At 72.5% G+C, this 21,726-nt stretch carries 22 protein-coding genes and 1 riboswitch; of the genes, 12 read left to right on the top strand and 10 right to left on the bottom strand.

Features of this window, described 5'->3' with window-relative positions; genetic code table 11:
* Positions 1–32: 32 nt before the first annotated feature.
* Positions 33–1,328 (bottom strand): threonine synthase, encoded by a 1,296-nt coding sequence (gene thrC / locus ACFYZR_RS04265; protein WP_391904771.1) that lies wholly within the window; start codon positions 1,326–1,328, stop codon positions 33–35.
* Positions 1,329–1,345: 17 nt separating this feature from the next.
* A riboswitch (SAM riboswitch) is annotated at positions 1,346–1,488 on the bottom strand.
* A 175-nt stretch (positions 1,489–1,663) separates the two neighbouring features.
* Here thrC and ACFYZR_RS04260 point away from each other — a divergent pair.
* The 3 genes from ACFYZR_RS04260 (at position 1,664) to ACFYZR_RS04250 (ending at position 5,155) form a co-directional block, all read left to right on the top strand.
* Positions 1,664–2,611: a glucosyl-3-phosphoglycerate synthase gene (locus ACFYZR_RS04260; protein WP_391904768.1), complete on the top strand. Its 948-nt coding sequence runs from the start codon at positions 1,664–1,666 to the stop codon at positions 2,609–2,611.
* Positions 2,612–2,712: 101 nt separating this feature from the next.
* Positions 2,713–4,209 carry a trehalose-6-phosphate synthase gene (locus ACFYZR_RS04255; RefSeq protein ID WP_391904766.1) on the top strand — a complete coding sequence of 499 codons (1,497 nt, stop codon included), beginning with the start codon at positions 2,713–2,715 and terminating at the stop codon, positions 4,207–4,209.
* A gap of 187 nt (positions 4,210–4,396) precedes the next feature.
* Positions 4,397–5,155 (top strand): hypothetical protein, encoded by a 759-nt coding sequence (locus ACFYZR_RS04250; protein ID WP_391904762.1) that lies wholly within the window; start codon positions 4,397–4,399, stop codon positions 5,153–5,155.
* A 15-nt stretch (positions 5,156–5,170) separates the two neighbouring features.
* On the opposite strand, the gene otsB is transcribed toward ACFYZR_RS04250, so the two are convergent.
* From otsB to ACFYZR_RS04235, 3 genes are all read right to left on the bottom strand, one after another.
* A complete protein-coding gene (otsB, locus tag ACFYZR_RS04245) occupies positions 5,171–6,010 on the bottom strand; it encodes a trehalose-phosphatase (RefSeq protein ID WP_391904759.1) in 840 nt (279 codons plus the stop codon).
* Between the two features lie 77 nt (positions 6,011–6,087).
* Positions 6,088–6,336 carry a DUF3263 domain-containing protein gene (locus ACFYZR_RS04240; protein ID WP_391904756.1) on the bottom strand — a complete coding sequence of 83 codons (249 nt, stop codon included), beginning with the start codon at positions 6,334–6,336 and terminating at the stop codon, positions 6,088–6,090.
* 10 nt (positions 6,337–6,346) lie between these two features.
* A complete protein-coding gene (locus ACFYZR_RS04235; RefSeq protein WP_391904754.1) occupies positions 6,347–7,600 on the bottom strand; it encodes an extracellular solute-binding protein in 1,254 nt (417 codons plus the stop codon).
* Between the two features lie 265 nt (positions 7,601–7,865).
* Between ACFYZR_RS04235 and ACFYZR_RS04230 the strand changes: the two genes are divergently transcribed.
* From ACFYZR_RS04230 to ACFYZR_RS04210, 5 genes are all read left to right on the top strand, one after another.
* Positions 7,866–8,789, top strand: a complete 924-nt coding sequence (locus ACFYZR_RS04230) for an SIS domain-containing protein (RefSeq protein WP_391904751.1) — start codon at positions 7,866–7,868, stop codon at positions 8,787–8,789.
* A gap of 98 nt (positions 8,790–8,887) precedes the next feature.
* Positions 8,888–9,850, top strand: coding sequence for an ROK family protein (locus ACFYZR_RS04225; protein WP_391904750.1), 963 nt, complete (start codon positions 8,888–8,890; stop codon positions 9,848–9,850).
* Positions 9,850–11,010 (top strand): N-acetylglucosamine-6-phosphate deacetylase, encoded by a 1,161-nt coding sequence (gene nagA, locus ACFYZR_RS04220; protein ID WP_391904749.1) that lies wholly within the window; start codon positions 9,850–9,852, stop codon positions 11,008–11,010. The genes ACFYZR_RS04225 and nagA overlap by 1 nt, the downstream gene beginning before the upstream one ends.
* A gap of 106 nt (positions 11,011–11,116) precedes the next feature.
* Positions 11,117–12,037, top strand: a complete 921-nt coding sequence (locus ACFYZR_RS04215) for a 1-phosphofructokinase family hexose kinase (RefSeq protein ID WP_391904748.1) — start codon at positions 11,117–11,119, stop codon at positions 12,035–12,037.
* Between the two features lie 142 nt (positions 12,038–12,179).
* Positions 12,180–13,004, top strand: coding sequence for a class II fructose-bisphosphate aldolase (locus ACFYZR_RS04210; protein ID WP_391904747.1), 825 nt, complete (start codon positions 12,180–12,182; stop codon positions 13,002–13,004).
* On the opposite strand, the gene ACFYZR_RS04205 is transcribed toward ACFYZR_RS04210, so the two are convergent.
* Together ACFYZR_RS04205 and cdgB are read right to left on the bottom strand one after the other, a co-directional pair.
* The gene (locus ACFYZR_RS04205; protein WP_391904745.1) at positions 12,997–13,980 is read right to left on the bottom strand and encodes a carbohydrate-binding protein; all 984 of its coding nucleotides are present in this window, start codon (positions 13,978–13,980) and stop codon (positions 12,997–12,999) included. The genes ACFYZR_RS04210 and ACFYZR_RS04205 overlap by 8 nt on opposite strands.
* A 122-nt stretch (positions 13,981–14,102) precedes the next feature.
* Positions 14,103–15,905, bottom strand: a complete 1,803-nt coding sequence (cdgB, locus tag ACFYZR_RS04200) for a diguanylate cyclase CdgB (protein ID WP_391904744.1) — start codon at positions 15,903–15,905, stop codon at positions 14,103–14,105.
* A 436-nt stretch (positions 15,906–16,341) separates the two neighbouring features.
* Between cdgB and ACFYZR_RS04195 the strand changes: the two genes are divergently transcribed.
* A complete protein-coding gene (locus tag ACFYZR_RS04195) occupies positions 16,342–16,905 on the top strand; it encodes a flavin reductase family protein (protein WP_391905989.1) in 564 nt (187 codons plus the stop codon).
* 70 nt (positions 16,906–16,975) lie between these two features.
* Here ACFYZR_RS04195 and arfB read toward each other — a convergent pair whose 3' ends face one another.
* Positions 16,976–17,404, bottom strand: coding sequence for an alternative ribosome rescue aminoacyl-tRNA hydrolase ArfB (gene arfB / locus ACFYZR_RS04190; protein ID WP_391904742.1), 429 nt, complete (start codon positions 17,402–17,404; stop codon positions 16,976–16,978).
* 187 nt (positions 17,405–17,591) lie between these two features.
* On the opposite strand from arfB, the gene ACFYZR_RS04185 reads away from it, so the two are divergent.
* Positions 17,592–18,167 (top strand): TerD family protein, encoded by a 576-nt coding sequence (locus ACFYZR_RS04185; RefSeq protein WP_391904740.1) that lies wholly within the window; start codon positions 17,592–17,594, stop codon positions 18,165–18,167.
* 139 nt (positions 18,168–18,306) lie between these two features.
* Here ACFYZR_RS04185 and ACFYZR_RS04180 read toward each other — a convergent pair whose 3' ends face one another.
* Complete coding sequence (locus ACFYZR_RS04180; protein ID WP_391905987.1) at positions 18,307–18,960, bottom strand: NAD(P)-dependent oxidoreductase; 654 nt, start codon at positions 18,958–18,960, stop codon at positions 18,307–18,309.
* A gap of 35 nt (positions 18,961–18,995) precedes the next feature.
* Positions 18,996–19,871, bottom strand: a complete 876-nt coding sequence (locus ACFYZR_RS04175) for an EamA family transporter (RefSeq protein WP_391904737.1) — start codon at positions 19,869–19,871, stop codon at positions 18,996–18,998.
* Between the two features lie 99 nt (positions 19,872–19,970).
* On the opposite strand from ACFYZR_RS04175, the gene ACFYZR_RS04170 reads away from it, so the two are divergent.
* Positions 19,971–20,468, top strand: a complete 498-nt coding sequence (locus ACFYZR_RS04170) for a MarR family winged helix-turn-helix transcriptional regulator (protein WP_391904734.1) — start codon at positions 19,971–19,973, stop codon at positions 20,466–20,468.
* A gap of 69 nt (positions 20,469–20,537) precedes the next feature.
* On the opposite strand, the gene ACFYZR_RS04165 is transcribed toward ACFYZR_RS04170, so the two are convergent.
* Entirely contained in the window at positions 20,538–21,305 is a 768-nt protein-coding gene (locus ACFYZR_RS04165) for a MerR family transcriptional regulator (RefSeq protein ID WP_391904731.1), read from the bottom strand.
* A gap of 202 nt (positions 21,306–21,507) precedes the next feature.
* Here ACFYZR_RS04165 and ACFYZR_RS04160 point away from each other — a divergent pair, with 202 nt between their 5' ends.
* A complete protein-coding gene (locus tag ACFYZR_RS04160) occupies positions 21,508–21,699 on the top strand; it encodes an antitoxin (protein WP_391904728.1) in 192 nt (63 codons plus the stop codon).
* The last annotated feature ends 27 nt before the right edge of the window (positions 21,700–21,726 follow it).

Below are 21,726 nucleotides of genomic sequence, written 5' to 3'. Positions count from 1 at the left end.
AGGGAAACGGTCGCAGCGCGTTTACGGACCCGCTACAGCCCCGCCGCCCGGAACGCGTCGAGCGAAGGCGGAATCGTCGCCGTCGGCCCCGCCGCCACCGCGTCCAGCGTCTTGAGGCCGTCGCCCGTATTGAGCACGACGGTGGTCAGCGACGGATCCAGCCGCCCGTCCTCCAGCAGCTTCCGGGTCACCCCGACCGTCACCCCGCCCGCCGTCTCCGCGAAGATCCCCTCCGTACGGGCCAGCAGCCGGATCGCCTCGACGATCCGCTCGTCGTCCACGTCCTCCACGGCCCCGCCCGTGCGCCGGGCGATGTCGAGGACGTACGGCCCGTCGGCGGGGTTGCCGATGGCCAGGGACTTCGCGATGGTGTCCGGCTTCACCGGCCGCACCACCTCGTGCCCGTCCTTGAAGGCGCGCGAGACCGGCGCGCACCCCTCGGCCTGGGCGCCGAAGATCCGGTACGGGCGGTCCTCGACCAGCCCCAGCGCGATGAGCTCCTTCAGCCCCTTGTCGATCTTCGTCAGCTGCGACCCCGAGGCGACCGGCACCACGATCTGGTCCGGCAGCCGCCAGCCCAGCTGCTCGCAGATCTCGTACGCGAGGGTCTTGGAGCCCTCCCCGTAGTAGGGCCGCAGATTGACGTTGACGAAACCCCAGCCCTCGCCGCGCGGGTCGCCGATGAGCTCGCTGCAGAAGCGGTTGACGTCGTCGTACGTGCCCTCGATGCCCACCAGCTCGCCACCGTAGACAGCGGCCATCACGACCTTGCCGGTCTCCAGGTCGTGCGGGATGAAGACACACGACCGCAGGCCCGCGCGCGCCGCCGCGGCGCCCACCGCTCCCGCCAGGTTCCCCGTCGAGGAGCACGAGAGGGTGGTGAAGCCGAAGGCGCGCGCCGCCTCGACGGCGATGGCGACGACGCGGTCCTTGAAGGAGTGCGTGGGGTTGCCGGAGTCGTCCTTGACGTACAGCCCACCGGTGACGCCCAGCTCGCGGGCGAGATTGTCGGCCTTGACGAGCTTGGTGAAGCCGGGGTTGAGGTTCGGCCGGTCCGCGACGTCGGCGGGTACGGGCAGCAACGGGGCGTAGCGCCAGATGTTCGCGGGTCCGGCCTCGATACGGCGGCGCAGCGCCTCGGGGTCGCCGGCCGGGAGCTCATAGGCCACTTCAAGGGGGCCGAAGCAGCCCACGCAGGCGAAGGAGGGACCGAGCGGGAAGCGCTCGCCGCACTCGCGGCAGGAGAGCGCGACGGCGGGGCCGAAAGAGGATGCGGCGGAAGCGGCCGAGGGTACGGAGGTACGACTTTCAACGGCTTGGACAGCCATGGAGGCGAGGCCCTTTCTCCTCATCTTCCTCGCGGCGAACGTCGCCACGAGACGGAATTGGCACCTTCCCCGCCGGGAGCCTCGCGTCTGATGACCGAGACCGGCTGGAGGGTTGCCGGGGCTTCAACGGGCCGTGTCCCTCTGCCCCTCTGGATGAGCGGTATGGCCCGGGCGGACCCGGGCGTTTGTGCGCGTGACGACCCCCGACATAGGACGGCCGTCCGCGTTGTTCAAGACTGTAACGGAAGGGATGGCCGCTTGAGAGGGCCGTCCGCACCGCGAGATGCGTCACAACGAAGATCAGCGACAACGATCAACACCGAGGAGTCACGCACGTGCTGGAAGAGGTGGAACGCTGGCTCGCCCGGCGGTCCTGGTCCGCCGCAGACCGTCCGCTCGACCAGCTGCTGGCCGCGAAGGGGGACACGGGCACCACGGTCAGCGTGGTGCTGCCGGCGCTGAACGAGGAGGCGACGGTCGGGGAGATCGTGGCGACGATCCGCCGGGAGCTCATGAGCGAATCCGTTCCCCTGGTGGACGAGCTGGTGGTGCTGGACTCCGGTTCCACGGACCGCACCGCCGAGGTCGCCGCGGCGGCCGGCGCGCGCGTCGTGCACCGGGACGAGATCCTGCCGCGACTGCCCGCGCTGCCCGGCAAGGGCGAGGTGCTGTGGCGGTCCCTGCTGGTGACGACGGGCGACGTCGTCTGCTTCGTCGACGCCGACCTGAAGGACTTCTCCGGCACCTTCGTCTCGGGGATCGTCGGCCCGCTGCTGACCGATCCCGAGGTGGGGTTCGTCAAGGCGATGTACGACCGCCCACTGGGCGAGGTCGCGGGGCAGGGCGGCCGGGTCACCGAGCTGGTGGCGCGCCCGCTGCTGAACCTCCACTGGCCGCAGCTCGCGGGCTTCGTCCAGCCGCTGGGCGGCGAGTACGCGGCCCGCCGCTCGCTGCTGGAGCGGCTGCCGTTCCCCGTGGGCTACGGCGTGGAGCTGGGCCTGCTCGTGGACGCGCTGCACACGGTGGGCCTGGACGCGCTGGCGCAGGTCGACGTGGGCGTGCGCAAGCACCGCCACCAGGACGGCCGGGCGCTGGGCCGGATGGCCGCGACGATCTACCGCACGGCGCAGCTGCGGCTGGCCCGGGGCCATCTGGTGCGCCCGGAGCTCACCCAGTTCGAGCGCACGGCGGAGGGGTTCGTGCCGCGGACGTACGCGGTGGACACGGAGGAGCGGCCACCGATGGCGGAGATACCGGAGTACGCGCAGCGGCGCGCGGCATAGCCGCCGGGAGACGCGCAGCGAAAGGAACGGGACGTTCCCGTGTGCCACCCGACGGGCCGTGCGTACGTTTGAGCGGTTCGCCGGGCGGCAAGGCTGGCGACATGGTCGCTGAGCATCCCCCGTCCGCCCCGGAAGCCTCCCCGGTGGCCGCCGCACCCATCGTCGTGGCGTCCAACCGGGGGCCCGTCTCGTACGCGCTGCGCGAGGACGGCTCGCTGGCGGCGGGCCGGGGCGGCGGCGGGCTGGTGTCCGGGCTGAGCGAGATCGGGCGGGATCCCCAGGGCGCGGCGGCGGTGTGGGTATGTGCGGCGCTGGGCGAGGGCGACCGGCTGGCGGCGGGGCGCGCGGGCCGAAGACTCGACCCGGCCGACACGGGCGGGCTGCGGGTGCGGATGCTGGACATCCCGGCCGGGACGTTCTCCGCCGCGTACAACGGCGTGGCCAACTCCGTGCTGTGGTTCGCCCATCACATGCTCTGGCAGACCCCGCTGGAGCCGGTGTTCGACAAGGAGTTCCGGGAGCGGTGGGCGGCCTACGAGGCCTACAACACCGCCTTCGCGGACGCGATCGCCGAGGAGGCGGCGGAGGGCGCCGTCGTGCTCGTCCAGGACTACCACCTCACCCTCGTCCCCGGGCTGCTCCGGACCCGCCGCCCCGATCTGCGCATCGGCCACTTCTCCCACACCCCGTGGGCCCCGCCGGACTACTACCGGCTGCTGCCGGACGACATCGCCGAGCAGGTGCTGCGCGGCGTCCTCGGCGGGGACCGGGCGGCGTTCCTGACCCGGCGCTGGGCGGAGGCGTTCGCCGCGTGCTGCGCTGACGTCCTGGGGGCCGAGGTGATCCGGGAGGAGGACGGGACGGCGGCGGCGGTCCGCTTCGCGGGCCGTACGACGCGGCTGGGCGTGCACGCGCTCGGCGCGGACGCGGACTTCCTGCGCGAGCGCGCGCACCGGCCGGACGTGGAGGAGCGGCTGGCGGCCCTGCGGGAGCAGGTCGGCCCGGGGCGCCGGACGATCCTGCGGGTCGACCGCACGGAGCTGTCCAAGAACATCGTGCGCGGCCTCCTCGCCTACCGCCGGCTGCTGGAGGAGCGGCCGCACTGGCGGGGCAAGGTGGTGCACATCGCCTTCGCCTACCCCTCCCGGCAGGACCTGAAGGTCTACCGCGACTACACCGCCGAGGTGGAGCGCGTCGCGGAGTCGATCAACGCCGCCTTCGGCACGGCGGACTGGCAGCCGGTGATCCTCCATGTGAAGGACGACTTCGCCCGTTCCCTGGCCGCCTACCGGATGGCGGACGTGGCGCTGGTCAACCCGATCCGCGACGGGATGAACCTGGTGGCCAAGGAGGTCCCGGCGGTCTCCGACCACGGCTGCGTCCTTGTGCTGTCCCGCGAGGCGGGGGCGGCGGCGGAGCTGGCCGAGGAGGCGATCGTCGTCAATCCGTACGACGTCGAGGCGACGGCGCGCGCCCTCCACCTGGCCCTGCTGATGGACCCGGGCGAGCGCGCGGAGCGGGCGAAGCGGCTGGCCGCGGCGGCGACGCGGTTGCCGCCGGCGCGGTGGTTCACGGAGCAGTTGCTGGCGCTCCGTTGAGGGCCGGTTCGATCGCCGCGGGCCGGTGGGGGCTGGTCGCGCCCACGCGGCGGTAGCCGCATATCGACACTGCCCCGCGCCCCTACGGGGCGCCGGAGTGCACGGCGCGTTCGCCGGACCCGCCCGTGCGGGCCGACGCTTCCGCCACCCGGTACCCATCCCCCGGTGGGCGGGTAGCCATGGCTCCATGCCGAACGCTCAGCGCTGGGCCGCCCTCGCGGCGGCCGCCACCACGCTCATAGCCGTTACCGCCACCGGCTGTTCCTCGGACTCCGACAGCGGCAAGGACGCCGGATCCAAGGCGGCGAAGGCCGGCCCGTCGGGCACCCCGTCCCCGTCCTCGTCCTCGTCTTCCTCCTCGCCCTCGTCCGGGGGTGACGCCGCCGCGATCCCGGCCGGCCAGGGCCCCCAGGGCTCGTACACCGTCCAGAACCAGCCCCCGCCCGGTACGTGCTCCTACCGCTACACCGCCGCCAAGGAGCCGCTGCCCGACCCCAAGTGCACCCCGGGCGCCACCAATCCCAAGGTCACCCAGGCGACCCTCAAGACCACCATCTGCCGCAGTGGCTACACGGCCGACATCCGTCCCGGCACGAACATCACCGGCCGGGAGAAGACCGCGAACGCGGCCTCGTACGGCTACAAGGGGCCGCTGAAGGACGCCGAGTACGACCACCTCATCAGCCTCCAGCTCGGCGGCGACCCCAACGACCCGCGCAATCTGTGGGTCCAGCCGCCCTCCCCCGGCCACAAGGCGGGAGCCGGGCCGAACAACCCGAAGGACGTGGTCGAGAGCAAGCTCAAGGCGGCGATCTGCTCGGGGAAGACCGAGCTGGTGAAGGCCCAGCGGGCGATCGCCAAGGACTGGACGACCGCGCTGTCCACCCTGGGGCTCACGAACGAGAAGCCGGCGGCGAAGGACCCCAAGGCGGAGGACGGCGAGTAGACGCGCGGCGGGGGCTCACCCGAGCCGCTCGGCCAGCCCGGCCAGCAGCTCCACCACCCCCGCCGGCCCGTCCACCACGAGGTCCGCCCGCTCGGCGAGCACGGTGACCTCGGCGCTGCCGCTGCACACCAGGGTGCCCGGCACCCCCTCGGTGCGCAGCTTCTCGACCGCCGCGAAGGCGGCGAGATCGCCGAGGTCGTCACCGGCGTAGAGGACGGCGGAGGCGCCGGTCTCGCGGACGTACTCGGCGAGGGCCACGCCCTTGTCCATGCCCGGCGGCCGCAGCTCCAGCACCAGCCGGCCGGGTTCGACGATCAGGCCGTGGCGCTCGGCGAGGGCGGCGAGCGGGGCGCGCAGGGCGTCGTAGGCGGCCTGGGGGTCGTCGGCGCGGCGGGTGTGGACGGCGATGGCACGTCCCTTGTCCTCGACCCAGGTGCCCCGCCAGGCGCCCGATTCGTCCAGTACGCCGGGGAGTTCCGCCTGCACGGCGGCGACACCGGGGTGCGGGGCGGGGGCGTGGACGGTGCCGGTGACGGCGTCCCAGCGCTCGGCGCCGTAGTGGCCGAGCACCACCAGGTGCTCCAGCCCGGGGACGCCGGCGAAGCCGCCGTAGCGCACGGCGACCCCGGCCGCGCGGCCGGTCACCACGGCCACCGACCCCAGGTGGGGGGCGAGCCGGGCGAGGGCGGGCACGGCGCCGGGGTGGGCGCGGGACCGTTCGGGGTCGGGCACGATCGGCGCGAGCGTGCCGTCGAAGTCGAGGGCGACGACCGCGCGTTCGGGCCGCGCGAGCAGTGCGGCCAGGCCGTCACGGCCGGCCTCGGTCACGGGTTCCGGGAGGGGGTGGCTGCCCATACGGGCGACCCTACCGGGGCGCCCGCGACGGGGTGGGCGGTTGTACGGACGTATACCGGCCCCGTATACCCGTCCGCTCAGCGGCGCCCGCGCCGCTCGTCCCGCAGCCGCCGCAGCCGGTTGACCGTGACGGGGTCGTGGGCGAGGGCGCGCGGGTCGTCGATGAGGACGCCCAGCAGCTGGTAGTAGCGGGTGGGCGTGATGCCGAGGCGCTCGCGCACGGCCCGCTCCTTGGCGCCCGGCCCGGGCCAGGACATCCGTTCCAGGGCGAGCACGGCGAGATCGCGCTCGGACAGCCCGCCCTGGTCGTCCCGGTCGTCACTCATGCCGTGCAATCTAACGGCCCGCGAGCTCCGCGGCCTCCGCCTCGCGCTGGATCTCGCCGAGCACGGCGGCCGGGTCGCCGCCCTTCTGCACGACCGAGCCGATCTTCTCCTTGATCGTGGCGCTGACCTTGGCCCAGGAGGTCTTGTCGGCGGGGTAGAAGTCGGCGTTCTGGAGCTGGGAGAGGAACGGCCAGAGGGTCTCGTAGCGGCGGTCGCTCTGCATCGCCGCGGAGGCGGACTCCGTCACGGGCAGCAGCTCGTACTGGCCGACGAAGCTCAGCACGTTGTCCTTGCTGAAGACGAAGTCGAGCAGGGTGCCCAGCTGGTCGCGGTGGCCGCCCTGCTTGAAGGCCATCATCCAGTCGGCGACGCCCATGGTGGAGCTCGCCTTGCCCTTGATACCGGGCAGCGGGGCGGTCTGGAAGTCGATCTTCCCGGCCTTGGCCTGCTGCATCAGGGTCGGGTGGCCGTGGAGCATGCCGACGTCGCCCTTGCAGAACGCGTCGAAGACGTCCTGGCGGTTGGTGCGGGCCGGGTCGGTCGGGCCGGTGAGGCCCTTGCCGACGAGCTCGTCGCGCAGCCAGGCGAAGGCCTTCACGTTGGCCTCGGAGCTGATCGTGTAGGCACCGGTGTTGTCGGTGTAGCCACCGCCGCCGCCCAGCATCCACAGCATGGTCTCGGCGGGCGCCTCCTCGGGGCCCAGCGGCACGCCGAAAGGTATCTTCACGCCCGCGGCCTTGAGCTTGACCGCCGCGGCCTGGACCTCGTCCCAGCTCTCGGGCGCCTTCGTGACGCCCGCCTTGAGGAACAGGGTCCTGTTGTAGAAGAGCATGCGGGTGCTGGAGACGAACGGCAGGCCGTACTGCACCCGGTGGACCTCGCCCGCCTTGGCGAGCGAGGCGATGAAGTCCGCCTGGGTGGGCACGGAGATCATCTGGTCGGCGCTGTAGAGCTTCCCGGCCGCGGCGAAGTCGGCGTACGCGCCGATCTGCGCGATGTCGGGGGCCTTGCCGGCCGCGACCATCTCGGCGACCTTCTTGTCGACCTCGGTCCAGCTGTAGACCTCGACGTCGAGCTTGATGCCCTTGTTCTTGGACTCGAAGTCCTTGGCGAACTGCTCCCAGTACTTCTTGGAGCTGTTGGCCGGCTTGTCGCCGTAGTCCGCCGCGACGAGCTTCAGCTTCTTGTCGCCGCCGGGGCCGGAGCTCCCGCACGCCGTCAGCGTCGGCGCCAACGCCGCCGTAGCGGCACCCGCCGCCGTCATGCCCAAGAACCGCCGCCGCTGCACTACTGCTACCCACCTTGTGGTTCGTGTTCGCCGTGTGGAGACCGTGGAATCTCCCCCCTGGGATTCGCGAGTCCCGTGGAGACCGTGAGTTTCTCCCGCGCGCAACCATACGGTCTACGGCTCCGGGGTTTCGCTTCGGTATCGCCGTATCGCTCTTCCCCCAGGTCACGGGGGCCTGCTATGCACGGGGGCGGCGTTCGACCTGCTGTACGCGTCCACGCATCCCGCAAGGAGCAAGCACATGAAGCCGTCCTCGTCTCCGTCCCCGTCGTCCCCGTCGCTCACCCACCGTGAACTCGTCACCCAGCCGGAGAGCTGGCGCCGGGCGGCCCGTGCCGCGAAGCTCACGACGGGCCTCCCGTCCCCCGGCGAACGCGTGGCGGTCACCGGCTGCGGCACGTCGTGGTTCATGGCCCAGGCCTACGCGGCGCTGCGCGAGGCGGCGGGGCAGGGCGAGACGGACGCGTTCGCCGCGTCCGGGTTCCCGCGCGGCCGCGCGTACGACCGCGTCGTGGCGATCACCCGCTCCGGTACGACGACGGAGGTGCTGCGGCTGCTGTCGGAAACCGCGAGCACCCCCACGCTGGCGATCACCGCGGACCCCAGGACGCCCGTCATGGACGCCGCGACCGACACGGCCGTCCTGGACTGGGCGGACGAGGAGTCCGTCGTCCAGACCCGCTTCGCGACGACGGCCCTGGCCTTCCTCCGCGCGGGCCTCTCGCCGTCCGCCGAGGCGGCGATCGTGACGGCGGCGGACGAAGTGGAGGGGGCCCTGGCGACCCCCTTGCCGCCCTCCCTCCTGGCAGCGGAACAGTGGACGTTCCTGGGCCAGGAGTGGACGTACGGCCTGGCGCAGGAGGCGGCGCTGAAGATGCGGGAGGCGGCGGGGGCGTGGACGGAGGCGTACCCGGCGATGGAGTACCGCCACGGTCCGGTGGCGATCGCGGGGCCGGGGCGGGTGGTGTGGTCCTTCGGGCCACTGCCGGAGGGGTTGGCGGCGCAGGTCGCGGCGACGGGAGCCACGCTCGTGGCGGAGCCGGGCCGCGATCCGATGGCGGATCTGGTGCGGGCGCAGCGGCTCGCGGTGGCGGTGGCGGAGTCCAGGGGGCTGAACCCCGACGCGCCGCGTCACCTCACGCGGAGCGTGGTGCTTTCCGGCTGACCACCGTGGGGGTGCCCGGCAAGTCGACAGAACCCCGCGCGGGAGGCGCGCGGCGAGTGGACTAGACCTTTCATGCCCGCAAGGGCGAAACTACAGACGTGAAACACGTCATCGCCCTGGACGTAGGCGGCACCGCCATCAAGGCCGCGCTGGTCGCCCCGGACCACACCCTGCTGTACGAGACCCGCAGGCCGACCGAGCGCGCCAAGGGCCCCGAAGCCGTCGTGGCCGGCATCCTCGCCCTCGCCGCGGACCTCCGCGAGCACGGCCGCCGTACGTACGGGGAGCCGGCCGCCGCGGCCGGCATCGCCGTACCCGGCATCGTGGACACCGCCACCGGCACCGCCGTCTACGCCGCCAACCTCGGCTGGCGCGACCTCCCCCTCCGCGACCGCCTCAGCGACCACCTGGCCGGCACCCCCGTCGCCCTCGGCCACGACGTCCGCACCGGCGGCCTCGCCGAGGGCCGCGTCGGCGCCGGCCGGGGCGCCGACCGCTTCCTCTTCGTACCGCTGGGCACCGGCATCGCCGGAGCGATAGGGATCGACGGCCGCATCGAGGCGGGCGCCCACGGCTACGCGGGCGAGATCGGCCACATCGCCGTGCGCCGCGGCGCCGACGCCGACGCCCTCGACTGCGGCTGCGGCGGCCGCGGCTGTCTGGAGACGATCGCCTCCGCGTCGGCGGTCAGCCGCGCCTGGGCGGAGGCGAGCGGCGACCCCGCCGCAGACGCCGCCGACTGCGCGAAGGCCGTGGCGTCGGGCGACCCGCGCGCCCAGAAGGTGTGGCGGCACGCGGTGGAGGCGCTGGCCGACGGCCTGGTGACGGCCCTGACCCTGCTCGACCCGCGCGTGCTGATCATCGGCGGTGGCCTGGCCGAGGCGGGGGAAACCCTCTTCGCCCCCCTGCGCGCGGCGGTGGCCGAGCGCGTCACCTTCCAGAAGCTCCCCCGGATCGTCCCGGCGGCCCTCGGGGACACGGCCGGCTGCCTGGGCGCGGGCCTGCTCGCCTGGGACCTACTCGCAACGCTCGACACGGAATCCATGGAGGTATCCGCCTGATGGCCGAACGAACGGTTCTCACCGGCGCCCGCGTAGCGCTGCCGACCGGGGTGGCGGAGGGGGGCCGCGTAACGATCGCGGGCGGCCGCATCGCGGAGAACACGCCGCGCGGTGGTGCGGAAACAGCTGTCGACCTGACCGGCCACTGGATCGTCCCCGGCTTCGTGGACATCCACGTCCACGGCGGCGGCGGCGCGTCCTTCTCGTCCGGCGACGCCGAGGAGGCGCTCACCGCGATCCGCACCCACCGCGCCCACGGCACCACCACCATGGTCGCCTCGACGGTCACGGGCGACCTGGACGACCTGGCCCGGCAGGCGGCGACCCTCGCCGAGCTGACCGAGCAGGGCGACCTGGCGGGCATCCACTTCGAGGGCCCGTTCATCTCCCCGCACCGCTGCGGCGCCCACCAGCCGGAACTCCTCCGCGACCCGGACCCGGCGGACGTCCGCAAGCTCGTCGACGCGGCGCGCGGCACGGCGCGGATGATGACGCTGGCGCCGGAGCTCCCCGGCGGCCTGGAGTCGGTCCGGCTGCTCGCCGACCACGGCGTGATCGCCGCCGTGGGCCACACGGACTCCACCTACGAGGCCACCCTCGAAGCCATCGACGCGGGCGCGACGGTCGCCACCCACCTCTTCAACGCGATGCCTTCCCTCCTGCACCGCGCGCCCGGCCCGATCGCGGCGCTGCTGGAGGACGAGCGGGTCACGGTGGAGCTGATCGACGACGGCACCCACCTCCACCCGGCAGCCCTCCAGCTGGCGTTCTCCCAGGCGGGCCCGGACCGGGTCGCGTTCATCACGGACGCGATGGGCGCGGCGGGCATGAGCGACGGGATGTACCCGCTGGGCCCGATGAGCGTCGAGGTCAAGGACGGCGTGGCGCGGATCGCGGACGGCCCGACGGCCGGCTCGATCGCGGGCTCGACGCTCACGCTCGACACGGCGTTCAAGCGCGCGGTGACGGTGGACCGGCTGCCGGTCGAGGACGCGGTACGGGCCCTGTCGACGACCCCGGCGCGGCTGCTGGGCCTGTCGGACCGGATCGGCACGATCGAGCCGGGCAAGGACGCGGACCTGGTCGTCCTGGACGAGGCGTTCGGCCTCGTCGGTGTGATGCGCAAGGGCGAATGGCTGGTTAAGCCGGAAGTGCGGTAATTATCCGCCCACTTCATCGAGAGCGGTGGGCCCCGAGGTCTGGGCCTGCCGCCCCCGCTTTGGCATGATCACTGGCGCGCATCCACCACCGTCGAGAGAGGCGCCGATGATCCTCACGGTCACGCTCAACGCCGCGCTCGATCTGACCTACCGCGTCCCCCGGTTGCTCCCGCACACCTCGCACCGCGTCCGGCACTCGGCCGAACGGCCGGGCGGCAAGGGCGTGAACGTCGCACGGGTGCTGGCCGCGCTGGGCCACGAGACGGTGGTCACCGGCTTCGCGGGCGGCGCCACGGGCGACACCCTGCGCCGGCTCCTCGCGGAGTCGACGGGCTCGCTGACCGACGCGCTGGTGCCCATCACCGGCGCGACGCGCCGCACGGTGGCCGTCGTGGACGACGCGACCGGCGACACGACGCAGCTCAACGAGGCGGGCCCGGACGTCACTCCGGCCGAGTGGGCCGCCTTCGACGACCGTTACGGCCACCTCCTGCGCGACGCCGAGGCCGTCGCCCTGTGCGGCAGCCTGCCGCCGGGTGTCCCCGTCGGCGCCTACGCCCACCTGATCCGCCAGGCCCGCGCCCGGCACGTGCCCGTCCTCCTCGACACCAGCGGCGAGCCGCTGCGGCGCGGCATCGCCGCCCGCCCGGACGTCGTCAAGCCCAACGCCGCCGAACTGGCCGCGCTGACGGGCTCCACGGACCCCCTCCCCGCGGCCCTGGACGCCCGCCGCCGCGGCGCCCACGCGGTCGCGGCGTCGCTGGGCCCCGAGGGCATGCTCGCCGTCACCCCCACTGGCACCTGGCGCGCCACCCCACCCGCTCCCCTGCGGGGCAACCCCACGGGCGCGGGCGACTCGGCCGTCGCGGGCCTCCTCTCGGCCCTGACGGAGGGCCTGCCCTGGCCGGACCGCCTGATACGCGCGGTGGCCCTGTCGGCGGCGACGGTCCGGGCACCGGGGGCGGGCGAGTTCGACGCGGGGGCATACGAGGAGTTGAGGGCGGGCGTACGGGTCGAGGAGCTGTGAGGACCCCAGGGCCCGGGGCGAAGCCCCGGTTACGGGAAGGGGTGGGACTGGGGCCCCTCCCCCGCCGCGACGGCGATCGGCCCACGCGGCGCGACCCGGCGGTGCCGAAACACCCGTCACCCACGGAAGGGTTGAGCCGCACATGCCACTGACCCGCACCCAAGACCTGATGACCGCACGCGGAGCCGTAGCCGCCTTCAACGTCATCACCGTAGAACACGCCGAAGCGATCGCGCTCGGCGCGGAGGCGGCCGGCGCCCCGGCCATCCTCCAGATCTCCGAGAACGCGGTGAAGTTCCACGGCGGGAACCTGGCCCCCATCGCCGCCGCGACGGCAGCCGTGGCCCGCACCTCGACGGCCCCGCTCGCCCTCCACCTGGACCACGTCGAAAGCGCGGACCTCCTCCGCGCCGCGCACGCCCACGACTTCAGCTCCATCATGTTCGACGCGTCGAAGCTGCCCTACGGCGACAACGTGAAGGCCACGGCCTCCGCCGCCCGCTGGGCGCACGAACGTGGCCTCTGGCTGGAGGCGGAGATCGGCCGCATCGGCGGCAAGGCGGGCGACGCCCACACCCCCGGCGTCCGCACCGACCCGGCCGAGGCGGCTGCCTACGTGGCCGACACGGGCGTGGACGCCCTGGCCGTGGCGGTAGGCAGCACCCACGCCATGACCGAACGCACGGCCGCCCTCGACCACACCCTCATCGCCACCCTCGCCGCCACCGTCCCGGTCCCGCTCGTCCTCCACGGCTCCTCGGGCGTTCCGGACGCGGAAATCCGCCGTGCCATCGCCGCCGGCATGAAGAAAATCAACGTCGGAACGGCCCTGAACACCGCCTACACGGGCGCGGTACGAGCCTTCCTGGAGGGCCGTCTCTCAACCGTTGATCCCAGGGCGTACCTCGCCCCCGCTCGCGAGGCGATGGCGGGGGCGGTGGCGGGGTTTCTGGGGGTCGTCAGCTGATCCAGAGCTGGTCGAGGTGGGACTCGCACTGGTTACCGGGCTCGCAGGAGACCTTGAGGACGTTGGTGCCCTTGTTGAGCGTCACCTGGACCCAGCTGGTGAACCAGCCGTTCTCCCAGTCACCCGGCTTGGCGCCGTAGTTCTTCATGTTGATGGAGGTCGTGGTCTTGTTGCCGTTCGCCCACGTGGTGAGGCTGGCGTCCTTGCCGGGCACGCCGTAGCGAAGGTTCAGCCGGTAGTTCCCGGCCTCCGCGACGTCCACGGTCCATTCGACGGCCGCGCCCGGCTGGTTCATGCCGGTGATGTAGATGCCCCCGTCGGCATTCGCACCCTTCACGGTCTTCTCCGTGGTGGCACCGCCGCTCAGCCGGAGGTTCGACGCGTCACGCTTCCTCTGGTCATTGACCGAAGGATTCTTCGGCTGGTCGTCCTTGCCCTTGTCCTTTTCCTTCTTTTTCTTCGCGTCGTCGCCCTTGGCCTGCCCGTCGTCGCCGGGCTTCTCCTCGCCGCCCGCCGTCGTCTGCTTGTCGTCGGACGAGCTGTTCGTCAGCATCGCCACGCCGATGCCACCCGCGACCACGAGCACGACCGCTATCGCGGCTATGAGCAGCCCGCGCCGCTTCGGTCGCGCCGGGGCCGCGCCGTGGCCGCTCGGGGCGCCCTGGGCGCGGCCGCCCTGGGCGGGCATTCCGCCCGGCAGCGTCTCCGGAGCCGCGTAGTGCGGGTTCGGCCCGGCGGCCGGGCGGGGCGCGGTCGAGCCGACGCCCTGCGCGCCGCCGTACGTGCGCGAGCCCACAGGCCGTACCTGGTTGTAGGACGTGCGGGGAACGCCCGGCTGATAGGCGGCGGTCTGCTGCTGACCGCCCTCGGTGGACCCGCCGCCCTCCGAGCGGTACAGGTAGCCGAACGGGTCGTCGTTCTCCGGCGCGCCGGACGCTCCGGAACCGGTGCCCGTGCCGTTGTTACCGGCCGTCATCCCCTGTCACTCCCCATATCCCACATGGTGTCCCCGTCGGCGGTGCCGCATCGGCGAAGCGTACCCCGAGTGGGTGGTTTCACGCCGTGCACCCGGTCTCGGGGGGCCGGGCAAACCGGCACTCATCCGGCGCGTCTTCCCGCCTTCGCCCGCGCCCGCTTCTCCATGTACATCCGCTGGTCGGCGGAGTGCAGCACTTCGTCGGCGCTCATACCGCAGCCGGCCCAGCCGATTCCGAAACTCGCCCCCACCCGGACGGCCCGGCCATCGACCCTTATGGGCGGAATGATGGCATTTCTCAGCCGTACGGCAAGATCCTCCGCGTCGGCGAGGGCCAGCCCGTCCGCGAGGACGACGAACTCGTCGCCGCCGAGCCGGGCGACGGTGTCGCCCTCCCGCACGCCGTTGCTCAGCCGCCGGGCGACCTCTATCAGCACCGCGTCGCCCGTGTGGTGCCCGAACCGGTCGTTGATCAATTTGAAGCCGTCGAGGTCGCAGAAGAGGACGGCCAGGCCCTTGGTGCCGTCGTCGGCGTCCTCGTCCGGGGCGATCGCGTGCTCGTGGTGGTCGTAGGCGTGGCCGTGACCATGGCCGTAGCCGTAGCCGGCGGAGAGGCCCGGTCCGCCGCCGTAGTCCTCGGGCGGGAAGTCCGGCGCGTAGTCGGGCCCGGTGTCGGAGCCGAAGCCGTGGCCGTGACCGGCGGCGGGAAGCCCTCCCACGGCACCCGCCGGCAGCGGCTCCGGCACATACGCCGTGCCCTCGACGCTCGCGACCTCCGCGAAGCCGTCGAGCGCCCCGTACGGGCCGGTGGCCGCCGCCGCGTGGGTCTCGCTGCCGGGCGGGCGGCCGCAGAGCCGGCTGCTGAGGCGGGCGCGGAGCTCGGCGCTGTTGGGCAGGCCGGTCAGGGAGTCGTGGCTGGCGCGGTGGGCGAGCTGGAGCTCGTGCCGCTTGCGCTCCTCGATGTCCTCCACATGGGTGAGCAGGAAGCGCGGGCCGTCGGCGGCGTCGGCCACGACCGAGTTGCGCAGCGACACCCAGACGAACGTGCCGTCGCGCCGCGCCAGCCGCAGCTCGGCGCGGCCGCCCTCGGCGGAGGTGCGGAGCAGGGTGCCTATGTCCTCGGGGTGGACGAGGTCGGCGAAGGAGTAGCGGCGCATCTGGGAGGCGGAGCGGCCGAGCAGCCGGCACAGCGCGTCATTGGTGCGGTGGAGCCGGCCGTGCTGGTCGCCACCCATCTCGGCGATGGCCATCCCGCTCGGCGCGTATTCGAACGCCTGCCGGAAACTCTCCTCGCTCGCACGCAATGCCTGCTGTTCCCGTTCGAGCCGGACCAGGGCGCGCTGCATATTTGCGCGTAGACGAGCGTTACTGATCGCAATCGCCGCTTGCGACGCATACATCTGAAGAGCCTCCCGGCCCCATGCGCCGGGTCTACGGCCATTGCGCGGTTTGTCCACAGAAATGACGCCGAGCAGTTCGCCGCCGGAGGGGCCCGTGGAGTACATCGGGGCGAAGAGCCGGTCCATCGGGTGCCACTCGTCCGCGAAGCGCGGCGCGGGGCCGGCGGTGTGCCACTGGGGGACGTCGTCGTCGTCGAGGATCCAGCCCTCGGTGTACGGGATGAAGCGCAGCTCGCCCCACTCGTCACCCATCGCCAGCCGCCGCTCCCATGACACGCGCGAGCCGACACGCCCCGCCATCAGGGCCTCCGCGCTGGCGCTCCCGGCCACGGCGGCGACGACCAGATCGCCGTCCGGGCGGACGAGGTTGACGGCGGAGAGCTCGTAGCCGAGCCCGGACACGACACCGTCGGCGACGGTCTGCAAGGTGTCCGCGAGGCTGCGCGCGGTGTTCAGGTCCGCGATCGCCCGATGGACCTGTTTCAGTGTGGCCAGGCGGACGTACGGCTCCGACTCGGTCTCCATAGCTCGCTCTCCCCCGAGACCTCGACAGCAAACTCCAGGCTTCTTGTTCGTCCGATTACCCGGCCACTGAATCACAGCGAGCTGACCACCCGGTACACAGGGTCAACAATTAGCGCCCTCTGTGACTCATGTCACAGGAGGCGTTGAAGTCCCACCCCTGGCGTTCGAGCGCGCTCTTATGCTTAATGAACGCAAATTCGACGGCCCGGAAAAGACACGAACGGACATGATCAGATCTCTTCCGGACCGATTCCCACGTGGATATGCGTCACCGCACACGGACCGGCATCACCGCACGCGGACTGTACGCGCACAGGTTCTCAAGACCTAGGACCGGACCGGAACCCCGACTGGTCCCCCCGCCCGATGCGTCTCGTCCCCCGGGACGGCTAGCGTGCGAGGCGTGTTGCAGACGACTTCGCCCACCGAGACCGGCATAGCCCATCCTGTTGGAGTGACCGCCGAGCCCGACACCCACCACGAGGGCCACCCCGAGGGGGTGCCCGCCGACGAATTCCGCGCCGCCCTGACCCGGCTCGCGGCCGGCGTCGTGCTCGTGACCGCCCACGACCCGGAGGACGGCCCCCGCGGCGAGGACGTCGGCATGACGGCCACCGCCTTCGTCTCCGTCTCCCTGGAACCGCCCCTGGTGATGGTGAGCGTCCGTAACGGCTCCCGCATGGACGACCTGCTGGAGCGGCAGCCCGCATGGGCGGTCTCCGTGCTCGCCGAGGGCCAGCGCCACATCGCGGGCCGTTTCGCCATGAAGGGCCGCGTCAGCGACCGGCTCCTCTTCGCGGACGTCCCCCACGAGCGCGGCGCGGTCAGCGGCGCCCCCCTGATCGAGGGCACCCTGGCGACCCTCGAATGCCGCACCGAGCAGCGCGTGGTGGCCGGGGACCACACGCTCGTCATCGGACGGGTGCTCCGGGCGGTCACGCCCGCCGTGGAGAGCGGCCCGCTCGCATACTTCCGAGGGCGCTACCGCCACCTGGACTGACCGCGATCGATGGGCCTAGCGGTCGGCACCGATCGGCGTCAGTGCCAGTCGGCGTCAGTGCCAATCGGCGTCAGTGCCAATCGCGCCCGGAACGCCCCCGTTTGGTGTCGGCGCGCTGCTTCTTCTCGCGCAGCCGCCGCTCATTGATGCCGCGCGGGATCTTCGTGGCCCGCCGCGGCTTCGGCGGCGGCGCGCTCGCCTCGGCCAGCAGCGCCGCCAGCCGCACGGCCGCCGCCTCGCGGTTCCGCCACTGCGAGCGGTGCTCGGAGGCCCGTACGGTCACGACGCCGTCGACGAGCCGGCTCGCGAGCCGCTCCAGCGCGCGCTCCTTCCACACCTCGGGCAGCGCGTTCGTCGCCGCGAGGTCGAAGCGCAGCTCGACCTGACTGTCGCTCGTGTTGACGTGCTGACCGCCCGGCCCGGAGGAACGCGAGAAGCGCCACATGAGCTCGGCCTCGGGGAGGGAGACGGAGCCGCGGATGACGTGGGGACCGGACATGCGTCCATGTTCCCCCGGCGGACGCGGACACGTCACCTCGTTTATCCACGAAGGCCACGGCGTCAGGAAGCGGTAAAGAAAGTAAAGCGGAATGGAACCCCGGGTCCCCCACATGGCGTTATCAGGAGTGTGACGGCGGCCTGGAGCGCGCCGCGAGTCGACGTAGAAGCAGAAAGGGACCCATCCCATGGCTGTAAGCCTGTCCAAGGGCGGCAACGTCTCCCTCACCAAGGAGGCCCCGGGCCTGACGGCCGTCACGGTCGGCCTCGGCTGGGACGTCCGCACCACCACCGGCACCGACTTCGACCTCGACGCCAGCGCCATCGCCGTGAACGCGGGCGGCCGGGTCTACTCCGACGCCCACTTCGTCTTCTTCAACAACAAGTCGACGCCGGACCAGTCCATCGTCCACACCGGTGACAACACCACCGGCCAGGGCGAGGGCGACGACGAGCAGATCAATGTGAACCTGGCGGCCCTCCCGGCCGACATCACCAAGATCGTCTTCCCGGTCTCCATCTACGACGCCGCGGCCCGCTCGCAGAACTTCGGCCAGGTCCGCAACGCCTACATCCGCATCGTCAACCAGGCCGGCGGCGCCGAGATCGCCCGCTACGACCTCAGCGAGGACGCGGCCACCGAGACGGCCATGGTCTTCGGCGAGCTCTACCGCAACGGCGCCGAGTGGAAGTTCCGCGCTGTCGGCCAGGGCTACGCGTCCGGCCTCGTCGGCATCGCCAAGGACTTCGGCGTCAACGTCTGACGGACACGTCTGAGCGTCTGAACGCCTGAACGTCTGCCGGAAACGTCCGGCGAACGACGCCGGAGGGCCGCCTCGTCCCCGCGAGGGGAGGGGCGGCCCTCCGCGCACCCACCCCAGTGCGCGGTTTCGGCAGGCGGCTTCAGTACGCCACCGTGAACCGGGCCCGGCGGTGCCCCGGCCGTTCGGCCTCGTCCAGCAGGGCCACGGCCAGGTCCTCCATGGAGACGGCCGACCTCCCCTCGCCGTCGACGAGCAGTTCGTCGCGGCCGAGCCGGTAGGCGCCGGTCCGCTCGCCCGGCTCCAGCAGCGCCGGCGGGCTCAGGTACGTCCAGTCCACGCCCTCGCCGGCCGCGCGGCAGACGGCCAGTTGCTCGCCGCAGGCCACCGCGATGGGCCGCCACGCCTCGGGGACGTACGCCGGGTCGTCGACGACGAGGGTACGACCGCCCGTGCCCGGCACGGAGAGGTTCCCCGCGCCGCCGACGAGCAGCAGCCGGGTCCCGGCTTCCGCGACCCCGGCCAGCAGGGCCTCCGCCATGGCGGCGAGCTCGCCCTCCTGTCCCGGGGCGGGGCGGGTGGCGCCGATGACCACGTCCTGCCCGGCGCTCAAGGCAGCGACGTCCCTGACGTTTCCCGCATCGCCGACGCGTATTTCCGCTGCCTCGGGCAGCCCCGCCGCCAGGGCCCGGGCCGGATCGCGGACGACGGCGGTGACGGCGTGCCCCCGGTCCAGGGCCTCGGCGACGACGCGGCGTCCGACGTTCCCGCCCGCGCCGATGACGGTGACGCGCAGGGACTTGACGGTCTTTTCTGTCTTTTCCATGACTTTCAGCTCCTCTGGGTCCGGGCGAGTCGACGGGTTCCGAGTTGACGGGGTTTGAACTGTGCCTGTGCCAGGACCAGGGCGCCCAGGACGACCAACCCACCCAGCCCCTGCGCGACGGTGAGGGACTGACCGAGCGCGAGCCAACCGACCACCGTGGCGACGACGGGGCTCAGCAGCCCGAGGAAGGTGACGTCCGTGGCGGGCAGCGCCTGTATGCCGCGGAACCACAGCACGTAGGCGAACGCCGAGCCGACGACGGCCAGATAGCCGTACCCGGCGAGGTTCGCCGCGGTGAGCGACGTGGGCGGCGCGCCCTCCACGACGAGGGCGACCGGGAGCAGCAGCACGCCACCGGCGACCAGCTGCCAGCCCGTCGCCGCGAGCGGCGGCGCGGACGAGGCCCAGCGCTTGCTGAGCACGACGCCGGTGGCCATCACCACCGCGCCGCCGACCGCGGCCGCCACCCCGATCCCGTCGAGCCGCGCGTCGGCCCGCAGGACGAGCAGGCTGACGCCGGCCACGCCCACCGCGCCGGCGATCACCGTGCGCAGGGAGAGCCGCTCCCCCAGCAATCCGGTGGAGAGCCCGGCGGCCAGCAGGGGCTGCACCGCCCCGATGGTGGCGGCCACACCGCCGGGCAGCCGGTACGCGGCGACGAACAGCAGCGCGAAGAACGCCCCGATGTTGAGCGCCCCCAGCACCAGCGCCCGCCACCACCAGTCGCCCTTGGGCAGCCGACGGGTCACGGCCACCAGGACGAGCCCGGCGGGCAGCGCCCGCACGACCGCCGCCAGCAGGGGCCGGCCGGGCGGCAGGAACTCTGTGGTGACGGCATAGGTGGTGCCCCAGATGGCGGGCGCCAGAGCGGTGAGGAACACGATCCCGATCCGATTGCTTAGCACTAAGCCAATATAACTCAGCGCTAAGCTATCGGTGAGTGATCTACCTCACCGCTAAGACATTGCTAGGCTGGGGCCGTGACAGATCACGTCGACCGAGTACTGGAACAGTGGGCACGAGAGCGGCCCGACCTGGACCCCTCCCCCATGGCCGTGATCGGCCGCCTGAACCGGCTCCACCAGCTGGTCAACACCGAGCTCCGGCGCACGTTCGCCGCCCACGACCTGGACGGCGCCTCCTTCGACGTCCTCGCCACCCTCCGCCGCAACGGCCCCCCGCACCGCCTCACCCCGGCCGAGCTGATGCGCTCGTCGATGGTCACCTCCGGCGCCATCACCCAGCGCCTCGACCGCCTCGAGGCCCGCGGCCTCGTCACCCGCACCCGCAGCGACCACGACGGCCGCAGCGTCGTCGTCTCCCTCACTGACGAGGGCCGCGCCCTCATCGACCGCGCCCTCCCGGACCACATCGCCACGGAGGAACGCCTCCTGGCCGCCCTGAGCCCGGCCGAGCGGGAGGCACTGACGGGATCGCTGCGGGCCCTGCTGGAATCGCTGGGCGACAGGACGGGCTGAGGCAGGCCGAGTCAGGCCGAAACAAGGTGCGGGCCGACACGGGGTGAAAGGCGGCAAGCCCCCGGCCGCTCAGCCCAGCCGGGCGTCCGCGTAGACGGCCATCGCGTCGCGCTGGTAGCCGGCCAGCCCCTCGGCGATCTTGTCGAAGTTCGCGCGGAACCTCGGGTCGTCGACGTAGGTCTGCCCCACCCCCTTGTACGCGGCCGCGCACGGGGTCCAGAAGCCGCACACGCCCTGGTAGTGGGTCTCCACCTCGGCCTGTACCGCCGGGTCGGTGACCGGGACGCCGGCCGCCATGAACTCCGCCATGCGGATCATCTGCGCCGTCACCTCCCGCTGCCACCGCTCCGTGTCCTCGGCGGTCATCGCCTCGACGGCCTGCCGGGACTGCTCCCACTGCTCCGGCCACCGCTCCCGCACCTCCGCCTCGATCTCGGCGTCGGCGGGGTCGAAGCCCTCGAACAGGTTCTCCGGACGGTTGATCTTCGTCATGCCGTTGTCGTCCTTTCCTTCCTCCAGTTCGGTGATGGTGCGGCCGACGGTGCGGACGAGCGTCTCCAGCCGGTCGCGTTCGCCCAGCAGGCGCTCGTAGTGCTCACGGAGCGCGGCCAGCCGGTCGACCTGGCTGTCCAGGACCGCCTGGATCTCGCGCAGCCCCAGGCCCAGCTCCCGCATCAGGAGGATCTGCTGCAACCGCAGCAGTTCGGCCTCCTCGTAGTGGCGGAGCCCCCCGTGCCCGGTCCACGCGGGCGGCAGCAGCCCGATCTCGTCGTAGTGCCGCAGCGTCCGGGACGTCACCCCGGACATCCGGGCCACATCCGCGATCGACCAGGCCATCCGCCTCAGCCTTCCCTCACCACCGGGCCGGTCTCTCCGGCCCTGGGAAAGACCGTAGGAGTTGACGTAACGGCAACCGCAAGCCCGTCCGTGCGACCCCACACGGCCCCGCACGACCCCGCACGCCCCCCGTCCCCAGGATGCGGCACGGCCGGAACGCGGCGATCCTGAAGGCGTCAGGCGTTCCGTAAGGAGGACGACCATGTCCATGCTCGACAAACTCAAGGACCTGCTCAAGGGGCATGAGGACACAGCCCGGCAGGGCGTCGAGAAGGCCGGCGACGCGTTCGACGCGAGGACGGGGAACAAGTACCAGAGCCAGGTCGACACCGCTCAGCAGAAGATCAACGAGCAGCTCGGCACCCAGGAGCGGAAGCCGGACGACCAGCCGTAGCCCCGGTATCCCCTCTCACCGCAACCC

This window comes from Streptomyces sp. NPDC001678 (assembly GCF_042892945.1).
GTDB lineage: Bacteria > Actinomycetota > Actinomycetes > Streptomycetales > Streptomycetaceae > Streptomyces.
The sequence above is the reverse complement of the archived record's forward strand: the minus strand, read 5'-3'. Positions and strand labels throughout refer to the sequence as shown.

What these genes read in the sequence shown, in the direction of transcription:
- thrC (WP_391904771.1), bottom strand. Translation starts at nt 1,328, where the DNA reads ATGGCTGTCCAAGCCGTTGAAAGTCGTACCTCCGTACCCTCGGCCGCT.
- ACFYZR_RS04255 (WP_391904766.1), top strand. Translation starts at nt 2,713, where the DNA reads ATGGTCGCTGAGCATCCCCCGTCCGCCCCGGAAGCCTCCCCGGTGGCC.
- ACFYZR_RS04250 (WP_391904762.1), top strand. Translation starts at nt 4,397, where the DNA reads ATGCCGAACGCTCAGCGCTGGGCCGCCCTCGCGGCGGCCGCCACCACG.
- otsB (WP_391904759.1), bottom strand. Translation starts at nt 6,010, where the DNA reads ATGGGCAGCCACCCCCTCCCGGAACCCGTGACCGAGGCCGGCCGTGAC.
- ACFYZR_RS04240 (WP_391904756.1), bottom strand. Translation starts at nt 6,336, where the DNA reads ATGAGTGACGACCGGGACGACCAGGGCGGGCTGTCCGAGCGCGATCTC.
- ACFYZR_RS04235 (WP_391904754.1), bottom strand. Translation starts at nt 7,600, where the DNA reads ATGACGGCGGCGGGTGCCGCTACGGCGGCGTTGGCGCCGACGCTGACG.
- ACFYZR_RS04230 (WP_391904751.1), top strand. Translation starts at nt 7,866, where the DNA reads ATGAAGCCGTCCTCGTCTCCGTCCCCGTCGTCCCCGTCGCTCACCCAC.
- nagA (WP_391904749.1), top strand. Translation starts at nt 9,850, where the DNA reads ATGGCCGAACGAACGGTTCTCACCGGCGCCCGCGTAGCGCTGCCGACC.
- ACFYZR_RS04215 (WP_391904748.1), top strand. Translation starts at nt 11,117, where the DNA reads ATGATCCTCACGGTCACGCTCAACGCCGCGCTCGATCTGACCTACCGC.
- ACFYZR_RS04210 (WP_391904747.1), top strand. Translation starts at nt 12,180, where the DNA reads ATGCCACTGACCCGCACCCAAGACCTGATGACCGCACGCGGAGCCGTA.
- ACFYZR_RS04205 (WP_391904745.1), bottom strand. Translation starts at nt 13,980, where the DNA reads ATGACGGCCGGTAACAACGGCACGGGCACCGGTTCCGGAGCGTCCGGC.
- cdgB (WP_391904744.1), bottom strand. Translation starts at nt 15,905, where the DNA reads ATGGAGACCGAGTCGGAGCCGTACGTCCGCCTGGCCACACTGAAACAG.
- arfB (WP_391904742.1), bottom strand. Translation starts at nt 17,404, where the DNA reads ATGTCCGGTCCCCACGTCATCCGCGGCTCCGTCTCCCTCCCCGAGGCC.
- ACFYZR_RS04185 (WP_391904740.1), top strand. Translation starts at nt 17,592, where the DNA reads ATGGCTGTAAGCCTGTCCAAGGGCGGCAACGTCTCCCTCACCAAGGAG.
- ACFYZR_RS04165 (WP_391904731.1), bottom strand. Translation starts at nt 21,305, where the DNA reads ATGGCCTGGTCGATCGCGGATGTGGCCCGGATGTCCGGGGTGACGTCC.
- ACFYZR_RS04160 (WP_391904728.1), top strand. Translation starts at nt 21,508, where the DNA reads ATGTCCATGCTCGACAAACTCAAGGACCTGCTCAAGGGGCATGAGGAC.